Annotated in this window: 12 protein-coding genes; 6 read left to right on the forward strand and 6 right to left on the reverse strand. The window is 58.4% G+C overall.

Translation table 11 applies throughout. The annotated features are described in order from the left end of the window. Positions 1 to 135 precede the first annotated feature (135 nt). Positions 136 to 1,494, reverse strand: coding sequence for a glutamine synthetase family protein (locus tag PSH65_RS15980; protein ID WP_305421128.1), 1,359 nt, complete (start codon positions 1,492 to 1,494; stop codon positions 136 to 138). 160 nt (positions 1,495 to 1,654) lie between these two features. Here PSH65_RS15980 and PSH65_RS15985 point away from each other — a divergent pair, with 160 nt between their 5' ends. Together PSH65_RS15985 and PSH65_RS15990 are read left to right on the forward strand one after the other, a co-directional pair. Then, positions 1,655 to 2,581, forward strand: a complete 927-nt coding sequence (locus PSH65_RS15985) for a helix-turn-helix domain-containing protein (RefSeq protein WP_305421130.1) — start codon at positions 1,655 to 1,657, stop codon at positions 2,579 to 2,581. Then, positions 2,578 to 2,898 carry a hypothetical protein gene (locus PSH65_RS15990; RefSeq protein ID WP_305421132.1) on the forward strand — a complete coding sequence of 107 codons (321 nt, stop codon included), beginning with the start codon at positions 2,578 to 2,580 and terminating at the stop codon, positions 2,896 to 2,898. The genes PSH65_RS15985 and PSH65_RS15990 overlap by 4 nt, the downstream gene beginning before the upstream one ends. Here the strand turns inward: PSH65_RS15990 and PSH65_RS15995 are convergent. The 3 genes from PSH65_RS15995 to PSH65_RS16005 are packed head-to-tail and all read right to left on the reverse strand — an operon-like array spanning position 2,883 to position 6,590. Continuing rightward, positions 2,883 to 3,932 carry a DUF2955 domain-containing protein gene (locus PSH65_RS15995; RefSeq protein WP_305421134.1) on the reverse strand — a complete coding sequence of 350 codons (1,050 nt, stop codon included), beginning with the start codon at positions 3,930 to 3,932 and terminating at the stop codon, positions 2,883 to 2,885. The two genes, PSH65_RS15990 and PSH65_RS15995, sit on opposite strands and share 16 nt — an antisense overlap. Next, positions 3,922 to 5,061 carry an HlyD family secretion protein gene (locus PSH65_RS16000; protein ID WP_305421135.1) on the reverse strand — a complete coding sequence of 380 codons (1,140 nt, stop codon included), beginning with the start codon at positions 5,059 to 5,061 and terminating at the stop codon, positions 3,922 to 3,924. The genes PSH65_RS15995 and PSH65_RS16000 overlap by 11 nt, the downstream gene beginning before the upstream one ends. Continuing rightward, positions 5,058 to 6,590, reverse strand: a complete 1,533-nt coding sequence (locus tag PSH65_RS16005; RefSeq protein WP_305421137.1) for an efflux transporter outer membrane subunit — start codon at positions 6,588 to 6,590, stop codon at positions 5,058 to 5,060. Before PSH65_RS16005 ends, PSH65_RS16000 begins: the two co-directional genes overlap by 4 nt. Positions 6,591 to 6,782: 192 nt before the next feature. On the opposite strand from PSH65_RS16005, the gene PSH65_RS16010 reads away from it, so the two are divergent. Beyond that, complete coding sequence (locus tag PSH65_RS16010) at positions 6,783 to 7,304, forward strand: transporter suffix domain-containing protein (protein WP_305421139.1); 522 nt, start codon at positions 6,783 to 6,785, stop codon at positions 7,302 to 7,304. A gap of 7 nt (positions 7,305 to 7,311) precedes the next feature. On the opposite strand, the gene PSH65_RS16015 is transcribed toward PSH65_RS16010, so the two are convergent. Then, positions 7,312 to 7,944, reverse strand: a complete 633-nt coding sequence (locus tag PSH65_RS16015) for a response regulator transcription factor (RefSeq protein ID WP_305421141.1) — start codon at positions 7,942 to 7,944, stop codon at positions 7,312 to 7,314. Positions 7,945 to 7,978: 34 nt separating this feature from the next. Next, on the reverse strand, positions 7,979 to 9,340 hold the full coding sequence (locus PSH65_RS16020; RefSeq protein WP_305421143.1) for a cache domain-containing protein: 1,362 nt from the start codon (positions 9,338 to 9,340) through the stop codon (positions 7,979 to 7,981). A gap of 380 nt (positions 9,341 to 9,720) precedes the next feature. On the opposite strand from PSH65_RS16020, the gene PSH65_RS16025 reads away from it, so the two are divergent. The 3 genes from PSH65_RS16025 (at position 9,721) to PSH65_RS16035 (ending at position 13,313) form a co-directional block, all read left to right on the forward strand. Continuing rightward, a complete protein-coding gene (locus PSH65_RS16025) occupies positions 9,721 to 11,778 on the forward strand; it encodes a carbon starvation CstA family protein (protein WP_305421145.1) in 2,058 nt (685 codons plus the stop codon). A gap of 15 nt (positions 11,779 to 11,793) precedes the next feature. Then, a complete protein-coding gene (locus tag PSH65_RS16030) occupies positions 11,794 to 11,991 on the forward strand; it encodes a YbdD/YjiX family protein (protein WP_007900300.1) in 198 nt (65 codons plus the stop codon). 926 nt (positions 11,992 to 12,917) lie between these two features. Next, positions 12,918 to 13,313 (forward strand): hypothetical protein, encoded by a 396-nt coding sequence (locus tag PSH65_RS16035; RefSeq protein WP_305421151.1) that lies wholly within the window; start codon positions 12,918 to 12,920, stop codon positions 13,311 to 13,313. The last annotated feature ends 77 nt before the right edge of the window (positions 13,314 to 13,390 follow it).

A 13,390-nucleotide genomic window follows, 5' to 3' on the forward strand; every position in this document is an offset into this window, starting at 1 on the left:
TGGGTTTTCAGGCGTTTCTTGATCGTTCCCACGCTCTGCGTGGGAATGCAGCCCGGGACGCTCTGCGTCCCATTGGAACGCGGAGCGTCCCTTGAGGCATTCCCACGCGGAGCGTGGGAACGATCGTCAGGGGGGTTAGACGCTGAGCAGCAGGAACTCCCGCTCCCAGGAGCTGATCACGCGCTTGAAGTTTTCGTGTTCGGCACGCTTGACCGCGACATAACCCCGGACGAATTTGCTGCCCAGATAACGCTCGATGGTTTCGCACTCTTCCATGCGCGTCAGTGCGTCCTCGATGGTGATCGGCAGGCGCAGATTGCGTCGCTCGTAGGCGCGGCCCTGCACCGCGGCGCTCGGTTCGACCTTTTCGACCATCCCCAGGTAGCCGCACAACAGGCTCGCGGCAATCGCCAGATAGGGGTTGGCGTCAGCGCCCGGCAAGCGGTTTTCCACGCGCATGGCGTCTGGGCTTGAGGTCGGCACGCGCAGGCCGACGGTGCGGTTTTCTTCGCCCCATTCAACGTTGACCGGTGCCGAGGTGTCCGGCAGGAAGCGGCGGAACGAATTGACGTTGGGCGCGAACATCGGCAGCACTTTGGGAATGTACTTTTGCAAGCCGCCGATGTGGTGCAGGAACAGCTCGCTCATCTGTCCGTCGGCATCGGCGAAAATCGGCTGGCCAGTGGCGATGTCCACCACGCTTTGATGGAGATGCATGGCACTGCCAGGTTCATCACCGATGGGTTTGGCCATGAAGGTCGCGGTGACGTTGTGCTTGAGCGCCGCTTCGCGCAGGGTGCGTTTGAACACAGTGATCTGGTCCGCCAGGTCCAGCGCATCGCCGTGACGGAAGTTGATCTCCATCTGTGCCGGGCCGTCTTCGTGGATCAGCGTGTCGAGGTCCAGGCCCTGGAGTTCGCACCAGTCGTAGACGTCTTCAAACAGTGGATCGAACTCGTTGGCGGCGTCGATGGAAAACGACTGACGACCGCTTTCTGCACGGCCCGAGCGTCCCAGTGGCGCCTTGAGCGGCAAGTCCGGGTCTTCGCAGCGCTGGGTCAGGTAGAACTCCATTTCCGGCGCGACAATCGGCTTCCAGCCTTTGTCGGTGTAGAGCTGCAGGACCTTCTTCAACACGTTGCGTGGCGACAACTCGATGGGATTGCCGAACTTGTCGAACGTGTCATGGATCACGATGGCGGTCGGCTCGATGGCCCATGGAATGACGTAAACCGCGTCGGCGACGGGCTTGCAGACCATGTCGATGTCGGCCGGGTCGAGCAGGTCGTAGTAGATGTCATCGTCGACAAAGTCCCCGGTTACCGTTTGCAACAGCACACTTTCCGGCAGGCGCATGCCTCGCTCATGCAGGAACTTGTTGGTGGGTGCAATCTTGCCGCGAGCAATGCCGGTCAAGTCGCTGACCACACACTCGACCTCGGTAATCTTGTGATCTTTCAGCCACGTGAGCAGCTGATCGAAAGGGACATTCATAAAGACCTCGTTGTTGGTTTTATTGACGCCGGGGAAAACGGCTTCATCCACCGAACACTTCCCCTGTGGCGCGTTGACGACTATCTTGGGCGAGCCTTGCCGTTCCATCTATCCACTTTAAACAGCACAAAGCGCACCAAAAGAGTGCGTAAGGCGCCCCATGACAGCGTGCAATCCGTTACAGGTTCAAGCGTTCAACACCGCCGACGTGGCCGAGCAAATCCGCGCCACACCGGGTTGGGTGCAGCACTATCAGCAGATGTCTCCGGGGCATTTCGCCGGGCGGGTGCGCTATCTGGACTTGCAAGGCGTAGAGATTTACGAGGAACAGATGAACACCCGCGTCGAGCAGAATTTCAGCGCCCCCGATGGCACGCTGGCGTTCTGTTTCGATCGCAGCGACAACTCGCTGTACGTGTTGAACGGTGAAAGCCGCAACATCTGGATCACCCCGGAGAACTACCAGGAAATTGCTGTGGTGTTCGGTCCGCAATTCGTTCAGCGGCATGGCCTGGACGTGGCGCGACTCGAAGGCTTGTTCATGTCGCCGCTCAACTCAGGCCAGAACGCGCTGTTCAGCCGCTGGTTGAGCGGGACGTTGACGCGGTTGACGCAGACGCTGGATCCGCCGAGCAAGGACGCGTTGACCCAGCAACTATTAGAGGACTGTTTGTACATCCTCGATAACGCCTGTGTGTGCCTTGATCGCGCAGGTTTGCAGCGTCGGGCAGACGAGCGAACGATCATGAAACGCGTCGCCGAATGGGCCGCCGATACACCGGAAGAAACCCTCAATTTGCTGGAGCTGTCCCAGGTGGCGGGGGTTTCGCTGCGTCAGTTGCAGCATGCGTTCAAGGCGTATACCGGAATGACACCCACGCATTGGTTGCGCTTGCGTCGACTCAACAGCGCGCGGCGCGAATTGCTCAGGCGAACGCCTGGGGAAACGACGGTCGCGCAAGTGGCGATGGATTGGTCGTTCTGGCATTTGGGGCGGTTTTCCAGCAGTTATCGAGCGTTGTTCCAGGAACTTCCCAGCCAAACGCTCGCCCGCAAACACAGTGAGCCTTGTCGGAGGTCATCATGAGTCGGTTATCGTCTTTCAGCCTGTGTGTCCTAATGTCGATGGTCTATACGCAGGTGCAAGCCGAAACGGTCGTGCCCTTGAACGGGCAGAACTCGCAACAAGTCCAGCTGGACATCAACGATTGCAGCAACGTCACGGCCAGCCAGAGCACCTCAAACCCGCCACCCTCGGAGGGTGCTGCGGTGGATGCTACTGCCGGGGCGATGGGTGCGGAAGTACGAGGACGTCAACATGACGAGTTTTATGAGCCGGTCGAGGACGTGAAACAGGACTATCACGGTTGCCTGCAACGGCGGGGTTATCAGGTAACCCCGTGAGTGTCAGTGATCGTACGCTGCCGCTGATCGAGTAGATAAACCATCAGGCAAGCATAGAGCGTGAGGGCGATAAACAATCCCATGCGCACGGCGAAGGCGGTATAGACGTCTTTCCCGGCTAGGCTGTCCTGAACTGACTGACCCAGCAGGATGATCAACGTGACCAGGGTGTTGAGCCAGAACCCCGGGGTTTGTCGGGTCGGGCTCAGGGCATAAAGCTTGCGCGCCAATAGCAAGCCGAACAGGAGCATCCACAAAAAGAACATCCACAGGTGCACAAACAGGCTGAGCGCGCACCAGAACATAATAGCCAACAGCCCCCCCATGAAGGTTGAGCCGAGCAGTTCATGAGCCGCATTGCGCGCCGTTGTCGTCGAACTCTGCTGGCCAAGACTGACCGCTTTCAAAATGATCGGCAGATAGCTCGCCGGATCGATCAGCGCCAACAGGAACGCCGGTACAACAATCAGGGTTGCACGCAGTGCAACCCGATCCACCTCTTGCGCCGGCAGAGCGCTGGCGGCGGGTGGAGAGGGTGCATCGGCGGGTTCAGGAAACAACCAGTGACTGAACGCCACAACGATGACGGCAAGGATCAGGCCCTTGACCAAGGCGCCAATGACCATCATTGCCAGATCGAACTCGGCGACGCCGGCTGAGGAGATCATGGTCAGGCCAATGATCAGGAAGGTCATGATCAAGGTGTTGCCGCCGCGCAGACCAAAGCCAAACGCCAGGAACAGACTGACTCCAATCAGCAGCACACCGCAGAAGGGGTAATAGCGCAGGACAGGGATCAGCAACAGGCCGATGCCGGTGGTCAGCATCGCGGCCACCGCAAGCACCAGTGCGGCCTTGAACGGCAAAGGCCGATTGAGCGAGGCCAACAGCAATACGGCGAGCACTGGCGAAATAAAAGGGATCGGCAGCGCCAGACCGAAGCTGATGGCCAGGCATAACGCCGTGCCTGTGGCCAGACGCAACGCCCGTTGAACGCGAGGCGTGCGCTGAGTAGGCGCGCCCTTAATAGGCATAGCTCAGCCAGCTCATCAACCCCACAAACAAACGGCCGAGCAGATTCAGCGGATTGTCTTCGGTAGGGAACGCCATGACTTCAGCCTGCCCACCGGCACGGATGGCGCGACTGTCGAACAGTGTTTTCATTGAGTCCTCGGAAAACTCGATAATCACCGGAAAACGCTGGGCCGGACGCAGCCAGTCACGGCTGTTCTGCACACTGGGGAGGCTGCCGGGCGCAGGTGGCTGGCCGACGCTGACACCGTAACCGACACTGCGCACACGGCCTTCGAAAATCTTCCCCGGCAGGGCATCCAGAACGATCGAAACAGGTGTGCCGACCTCGACCAGGCCGAGGTTGTTTTCGGTCATGTCCGCGCTGATCCACACATCGTGGATGGCAATCAGGGTCATGACCGGGCTGCCGGCAGTGGCGAACTGTCCGACATCGGTGCGCAGATCGGTGATCAGTCCCGCCGACCGTGCGCGTATCTGCGTGTTGGACACGTCCAGTTCGGCTTTTGACAACGCCGTGGCGGCGCTACGCAACAGCGCGTTGTCTTCCTCGCTGCCGCCTTCCTGTTCCCGTGCCCGCTGGACTTCGGCATGGGCTGCGGCGACCTGACTGACGGCCTGTTCACGGTTGGCCCGAGAGACTTCCAGCAGGCGCACGGAAATGGTGCCGGGATCTTCGCGGTACAAACCTTCAAGCCGCTGATTGTCCTGCCGCGCCTTGAGTTCATTGGCCTGGGCGGCGCGCAAATTGGCTTGCGCCGAAGCAATGCCGGCGGTGCTGGCACCGATCTGTCGGCGTGTCGATTCAAGGTCTGCGCGTGCACGGTCGACGGCTATCTGATAGGGCTGCTGATCCACCTCAAACAGCACATCGCCCGCCTTGACATCCTGATTGTTGCGCACATTCACACGGGTCACCCGACCTGCCACTTCGGATGCCACCGGAATGACAAAGGCGCCCACCCGAGCCTGTTGCGTATACGGCGTGAAACGGTCAGCCAACAAGTACCAGGCCAGGCTCAATACGATCAGCAGCATCACCCATTTGATGCCTTTTTTTGCAGGATCGGCGGCAGGCTCGGGAGCCTTGGGGGAGGGCGCCTCAGTGACGGGCGGCGACGGTTCAGTCATCGGCTTTGACCTTCTGGCACGGGATAAGAGGCTTGCGAGGGGACCGGCTCATTCAGCAGGTTGCCCCAATCGGTGCGTTGTTCCATTTGCCGGCGAGTGTCTTGATCGACTGTCGGCTGGGCGCTGTACCATCCACCGCCAACGGCTTTGTACAGGGCGATCAGGTTGCTCACCGCGTTACTGCGGCTGAGCAGGTAATTGTCTTGCTGTTCGAGCAATGCGCGTTGAGCGTCCAGCACGCGCTGGAAGTCCGAGTAACCCTCCCGGTATTGGGTGCTGGCCAGGTTCAACGAGCGCGCGGCGGCGACCTGCGCTTCACCCAGGATGCGCTCGCGTTCCAGTGATTTGATCAGACTGCTGGCGGCATCATCGGCCTCCCGTGCGGCCTGGCGGACTTTGTCGCGATAAACCTCAATCAACTGCTGCAACCGCGCATCCTGTACACGCACGTTGTTGCTGATCTGGCCATGGTCGAACAGGTTCCAGCGCAAACTGGGGCCGCCGATCAGGTCCAGGCTGTTGGAGGTGCCGCTCAACGTGTCGGTGGTCCAGACGATGCTGCCCAGCAAGGTCAGCGACGGATAGAAGTCGGTTTCCGCCACACCGATCAATGCCGACTGGGCCGCGACATTGAGCTCGGCGGCGCGCACGTCCGGTCGACGCAACAACAGGCTGGCCGGCACGTCTTGCAGCACGGCTTGGTCCACCAGCGGAATCAGTCCCTCGTTTGTGAGCAATTGGGGCAGGGCGCTGGGTGGCTGTCCGATCAGCACAGCCAACGCGTTACGGGTGCGCAGTACTTGCGCCTCAAAATCCGGAATGCTGCTCAAGGTGCCCAGATATTGGGTCTTGGCTTGTTGCAAGTCGAGTTCGGCACTCTGGCCACTGTTGAACAGTTTTTCGGTGATTTCAAAGTTGCGCTTTTGCTGCTCGGCGTTTTCACGGGCGACGCGTAAACGCGCTTCGGTAGTGCGCAACGAAAAGTAAGTGTCGGCCACCTGGGCATGTAGCAATACAAGTGCGTCTTCATAGTTGGCTTGAGCCGCGAAGTAACTGGCATCGGATGATTCGATGGCCCGACTGAAACGCCCCCAGAAGTCCAGTTCCCAACCGACGTCAAAGCCTGCGCTGTGTTGCCAGAAATGGCTGTCTTGCGGGTTGTTGCCGCCGGACTGCTTGCGGTTGAAGTACAGGCTGTCAGCGCTGGCCTGTTGCAGTTGCGGATAGCGCCCGCTTTGCGCAATACCCAACCGGGCACGGGCTTCCATGACGCGAAGGCCGGCAATTTTCAGGTCTGAATTGTGCGCATCCGATTCGGCGATCAGGCCGTCGAGGACCGGGTCGGCGAACACTTGCCACCACTGGCGAACGTCGGGATTCAGGCTTCGTTGGCTAGCCTGCTCTAGCGCAGGGCTGCTCCAGAGTTTTGTCCAGGCTTCGCCGGGGGCCTGAAAATCCGGCCCCAGACGGACACAACCGCCAAGGCCAAGGACGACCAGCAGAAGCAGCCGACCCGAGCGCGTCAGCATCGGTGCACTGATAGTAGATCTTGGGAAAACGTCATCCGAACATACCTGATATTGAAATGGCGTTGGTTACCGGTTCGCTTAGGTTAGTACAGCTTGGACAAATACAAGGTCATGTTGAATGATCATGGGATCGACCAACTGCTACGCTTCTGAAGATCTATTAATCCAGGCCAAAAAAAGGTTAAGAAGACCATGAGCAACCCTCAGGATGACAATGCACCTAGTTCCGCTGGTTGGCGCTTCAAACTGGGCATCGCGATTATCTGTTTGATGCTGGGATCGTGGCTGATGGTGCCTCTCGCTGCCACAGCGGGTGTGTCAGGTTCAAAGGTCGCGGCACTGACAGGCGTTTTGTTTATCAGTAACAAGATTCTGTTGATTCTCGCCATTGCCATCATGGGCAAATCCGGCTTTCAGCAACTCAAGCGCAGTATGTTTGGTTACGTCTCCTCGCTTGCACCGGCAGACGTGGAAGTGGGCCCGGCTCGCCATCGCATTGGTCTCGTGATGTTTTGCCTGCCGCTGATCTCGGGATTTCTCGAACCTTACATAGACACTCTTTGGCCGGGGCTGAGACCGAATATCTGGCAGCTCCAGGCGCTGGGCGATGCCATGTTGATCGGCAGCTTTTTCGTGCTTGGCGGGAATTTCTGGGACAAGGTGCGCGCGTTGTTTATTCGCACGGCACGCGTCGTTAATACGAGTGCGGTGTGAATCGCCTCTAACGGGAAATGATTCCGTGATCGATCGCGTACTTTACGAGGGCGGCGGGTTTGTCGATGTTGAGCTTGCGACGGATGCTCAGGCGATGGGTTTCTACCGTCCGGACACTGATGTCCAGTTCGCGAGCCATTTCCTTGTTGTTCAGCCCCTGAGCCATCTTGTACAGCACCTGGCTTTCGCGCGGAGTCAGCTCATTGTCGGTACTTTTATCGGCAATGAGCCGCTGCGCGATTTCGGCACTGTAGAACGTCCCGCCACTGACAATGGCTTCGATCGCCGCAATGATTTCCCGTGAAGGCGCGTTCTTCAGCACATAGCCGCTGGCACCCGAACGAACGGATTCACTCACGTATTCATAGTTGTCGTACATGCTCAGCACCAGCACTTTGAGCGATGGGTACTGGCTGCGTAACAACCGGGTCAGTTCGAGGCCGTTGATGTCCTTCAGGCTGATATCGACCAACAACAGATCCGGCTGGCAACGCCCGACCATCTCAATGGCATCGGCGCCATTCTCGGCTTCTCCCACCACTTCCAGCTGCGCCATGACCGCCAGCAGCGATTTGATTCCGTCGCGGACCAGGGAGTGATCGTCGACCAGGGCGACGCGGATCGGGTAGGGCAGGTTCATCGCAGGCATTCACTCTAATTGTTATGGGGGTGAGTCAGCGTTCCGTACCGGGCAGTTTCATCGGCAGCAGCACGTCCAGCTCACTTCTTCCCGGCATCGATGTCAGGTCGAATCGACCGCCAAAATGTTCGACACGCTCACGGATATTACGCAGGCCAATGCCGGCGTGACGACGTTCGACCTGGGCGACGTTGAAACCGATACCGTCATCGACCACCGTCAAGCGTACGGATTTTTCAGAACCGTGCAGGGTAATGATGACGTTTTTCGCTTGTGCGTGGCGTTCGATATTGGTCAGGCCTTCTTGCACAATGCGAAACAGCGAGGCGGCGGCGCCATCGGCCAGGTGACAATCGAATTCGTTATCGTTGAAGGTCACGACAAGACCGCTGCGTTGCTCGAACTCGGCGGCGAGTTGACCGATCGCCGCCGGCAGGCCGAGGGTGTCGAGCAGCGACGAGCGCAGGTCGTGGGAGAGGCTGCGAACCTCGCCGATCGCATCCCCCAGTCGTTCCGTGGCGTCTCTTAAAATGCTCAAACCCTTGTCTTGCCCGTTCTCCAACACATGGCTGGCCAGTTCGAACTGAAACTTGATAGAGACCAGTAGCTGGCTGATGCCGTCGTGCAGCTCTCGGGAAACCCGGGATCGCTCTTCCTCCTGCAGGCTGACGATGCGTTGGGTCAGGCGCTGGAGTTTTTTGTCGGCCAGGCGATGTTCACTGACATTCAGCGTCATGCCGCTGGCGAAGACAAACAGCACTGCCACAAGGGCCACCGCGGCGATCGCCAGCATGGTTTTGCGGATACCCTGAGCCACCTCAGCACGCGCTTGTTGGGTGGCGCGTTCGACGTCTTCAAGGTAGATGCCAGTGCCGAGCATCCAGCCCCAACGGTCCAGCATCACCACGTAGGCAAGCTTGTCGGTCACTTGGCCGGAAGAGGGTTTGTTCCAGGCGTAACGTTGAAAGCCTTCGCCGGATTGCGCACTTTTGAGCAGCGCCTGGATCACTGGTAAACCGTGAGGATCCGTCATGTCCCACAGGTATTTGCCCACCAGTTCTGACTGGCGCGCGTGCATCAGGCTGCGACCCTCGCGGTCGTAGACGAAGAAGTAGCCGTTGATGCCAAAGCTGAGCTTGCGCAGTTCTTCGAGCACTTGTTGCTGAGCACGCGCGTCCCCCCGGCCGTTGTCGTATAGCGGCGCGATCAGGCTCTGCGCCATTTCGACGTAGTTTTTCAGTTCTGCGCGCTTACTGGCCAGAATGCTGTCTTCGATCAGTTGCGCCTGTTGATCACCCAGTTGACGGTTCAGGGAAATCACCAGCGCGCAGATGACCGCGATCGCCAACACCAGCGGAAGAATCCCGAGCGCGACGATTTTGTGTTTGAGCTGCATCTCTACTCCTGGCCAGACCGAGGGAAGGCGATGGCCCGGCATCATATGCCAAAGATGCGCGCCTCCAGTAGCAGTGCTGGACAGAATGACCTGCGGCGGTGATGTCAGTCAGGAGTATGCAAACCCCGTGGGAGCGGGCTTGCCCGCGAAGAGGCCGGTACATTCAACATCATCGTTGACTGACAGACCGCTATCGCGGGCAAGCCCGCTCCCACGGGTTTTGCATCGGCGGCATCTACGTAGAACTACGTAGATGCCACGTACGTAGTAACGCGGATTTATTTGTCGACAGCATGGGCGGATATTGGGCCCGCTCCGCAATGCGGACACAATTATAATAATTACCGCCGCAGCCACTGGCTGTCGGCAGGAGACACGCTATGCCCCGTCTGGCTAAACACCTCGCCTGGTTTGCCGTGGCTGTCCTGGGAGCGTTTGCGCTAAGTGTCGTGGCCCTGCGCCGCGGCGAAGCCATTAACGCCCTCTGGATCGTAGTCGCAGCAGTCGCAATTTATCTGGTCGCATACCGCTATTACAGCCTGTTCATCGCCACCAAGGTGATGCAACTCGATCCCAATCGAGCCACTCCCGCCGTACTCAATAATGATGGTCTGGACTACGTGCCGACCAACAAACACGTGCTTTTCGGTCACCACTTTGCGGCCATCGCTGGCGCGGGGCCGCTGGTCGGTCCGGTGTTGGCGGCGCAGATGGGCTACCTGCCCGGTACGCTGTGGCTGATTGCCGGCGTGGTGCTGGCCGGTGCGGTTCAGGACTTCATGGTCCTGTTCCTGTCCACCCGCCGCAACGGCCGCTCCCTGGGCGACATGGTTCGTGAAGAAATGGGCCGGATTCCCGGGACCATCGCGCTGTTCGGCTGCTTCCTGATCATGATCATCATCCTCGCGGTGCTGGCGCTGATCGTGGTCAAGGCCCTGGCCGAAAGCCCGTGGGGCATCTTTACCGTGATGGCGACCATCCCGATCGCGATGTTCATGGGCATCTACATGCGCTACATCCGCCCGGGCCGCATCGGTGAAATCTCGGTGATCGGCGTGGCGTTGCTGCTGGGTTCTATCTGGCTGGGCGGGCAGATTGCCGCTGACCCAGTGTGGGCCAAAGCCTTTACCTTCACCGGAATCCAGATCACCTGGATGCTGATCGGTTACGGTTTCGTCGCCGCAGTGTTGCCGGTATGGCTGATTCTGGCGCCGCGTGATTACCTGTCCACCTTCCTCAAAATCGGCACCATCGTTGCGCTGGCGATCGGCATCCTGATCACCATGCCCGACCTGAAGATGCCGGCATTGACCCAGTTCATCGACGGCACCGGGCCGGTATGGAAAGGTGGGTTGTTCCCGTTCCTGTTCATCACCATTGCCTGTGGCGCGGTGTCCGGTTTCCACGCATTGATTGCTTCCGGCACCACGCCGAAGTTGCTTGCCAATGAAGGCCATGCCCGTTACATCGGTTACGGCGGCATGCTGATGGAGTCCTTCGTCGCCATCATGGCGATGGTGGCTGCGTCGGTGATCGAGCCAGGCGTGTACTTCGCCATGAACAGCCCCGCAGCCCTTGTAGGCTCCGATACTGTTTCGGTGGCTCAAACGGTCAGCAGTTGGGGGTTTGCAATTACCCCGGAAGCCCTGCAAACGGTGGCCAAGGACATCGGTGAAACCACCATCCTGGCCCGTGCCGGCGGTGCACCGACCCTGGCGGTCGGTATCGCGCAGATCCTGCATCAACTTCTGCCGGGTGAAAACACCATGGCGTTCTGGTACCACTTCGCGATCCTGTTCGAAGCGCTGTTCATCCTGACTGCGGTGGATGCCGGTACCCGTGCCGGGCGTTTCATGCTGCAGGACTTGCTCGGCTCCTTCGTGCCGGCGCTCAAACGCACCGAATCCTGGACCGCCAACCTGATCGCGACCGCCGGTTGCGTGGCGATGTGGGGTTACCTGCTGTACCAAGGCGTGATCGACCCGCTAGGTGGCATCAACACCTTGTGGCCGCTGTTCGGTATCTCCAACCAGATGCTGGCCGGCATCGCGCTGATGCTGGCGACCGTTGTGCTGATCAAAATGAAACGCCAACGCTACGTCTGGGTGACCATGCTGCCAGCGGTCTGGCTGCTGATCTGCACCACCACCGCAGGCTTCATCAAACTGTTCGACGCCAACCCGGCGATCGGTTTCCTGGCGCTGGCGAAGAAATACAGCGATGCGTTGGCCAACGGTCAGGTCCTGGCGCCGGCCAAGAGCATCGAGCAGATGCAGCATGTGATCTACAACGCCTACACCAACGCAACGCTGACGGCGCTGTTTTTGCTCGTGGTGTTCAGCATCCTGTTTTTTGCACTCAAGGTCGGTATCGCCGCCTGGGGCACGAAAGAACGTACGGATAAAGAAGCGCCATTCCAGGCTCTGCCGGATGCTTGATGGAGGAGGGTGCCCATGTTCAATGACCTGAGTCGCCTTGGTAAATACCTCGGTCAGGCTGCACGCTTGATGGTTGGCATGCCTGACTACGACACTTACGTTGAGCATATGCAAACCAAACACCCGGACAAACCGGTGATGAGCTATGAGGTGTTCTTTCGCGAACGTCAGGAGGCTCGTTACGGCAGCAAGGCGGGACCGAAGTGCTGTTGATACGAAACATTTAAGCGGCATTTTGCTTTAGGAGCCCGGACTGCCGGTGATAGCGATCTTCGAGACGCTACTGTCGGCAAGCCGGGTTTTTTATTGCGATCGTCTGCGCGATTGCCTGTAGTTTGGAATGGCGTTGCAGGTGGTTTGCCAACGATTGGCTGGGGACTCAACCTCCTTACAGCCGTGGAAATGACCAGGGGGAACACGGTACTGGTGTCCGACGTGTGGTCACGTCAATGGGCGCCAAAAGCCCGGATTCTTGACCATGATCAACCTTTCGACTGTTATCCGGCGCAGTCTGTATTGATTCATGAAACGTAATGCGCCGCTTTTATTTGGGGGGCAGAAGAAATCGCCATACACAGTAAGACATCTGCAATCTGTTAGCAGGGAGGCCGTTTTCCCATACCCCGAATGGGGGCGAACAGAGGACTTGTGATGATCATTGAAATACATAAACAGCATTCAAGGAATCGTTGGTCGGTGCATATGGACGCTTGGGAGGCGGGTTTCAATAGCCTTGGTGAAGCCGAGTCATTCGTCAGGCTGCTCAAGGCTCGGATTGATGCGCCTCATGACTTGCCGGCCATACGCGAAGCTGCATTGTCTGGGCATCTACCGGTTGGCATATCACCCAGACCTCCAGTATCGCGAGGCTTGCACGCAGACGGTGCTTGATTCCCCAGGGCAAAACCATCAGCTCTACCATCAGCCGCAAGCGATAGGCTAAAAGGCAAGGCTTAGGAGTACGTCCTGAGTTAACGTAGAACGCACTCCTCGATCAAAAAAAGCCAGCAAGCATCTACTTTGCTGGCTTAGCCGGTGGCAGTTTCTTCCATCCATTGGTTTGACTTTGATCAACATCTTCATTGCTTTGCTAGCTACACTGAAAATTAATCCGACGTAATAAGTCGAGGTTGTGCTTCATGTACTGGTTCCGCCGTCACCGCCGAAGCCTATTGCACCTCACCCTCGTGGTATGGGTGTTAGCTGTGGCCGTGATGGCAATCCAGGGTTGTTTGGTGCAGCCGAATCACAATTTAGCCGCGCCACACCATGCCGAGCAGTACGTGGTGGATGGGCATGCTCTCCATACCAGTGGTTGCCTTCAAAACTGTGAGGACACTGCCACGGCGATAAAACCTGCATTGCAGACACCCGCATTGAACCCCATCCAGTGGGCCGCCCTTTTGCTGTTAACTGCGGCAGTATTAATGGTGCTTAATCCCAAGGAAAAATCCTCCTTTGCCGCTCTTGCGCTGACGCGCCCCGCACCGCCAGAAGGCCCAGCCCGCCTGATTTTCGTCCGTCTCAACGATTAACCCCTACCTCAGCGTGGCAGAGCACTGGTTGCTCCTTCCTGCTGCGCCGCTTTTTCGTGTTTCAGTTATTCCTGCTT

Origin of the sequence: Pseudomonas sp. FP603 (assembly GCF_030687415.1) — a bacterium.
GTDB classification, from domain to species: Bacteria; Pseudomonadota; Gammaproteobacteria; order Pseudomonadales; family Pseudomonadaceae; genus Aquipseudomonas; species Aquipseudomonas wuhanensis.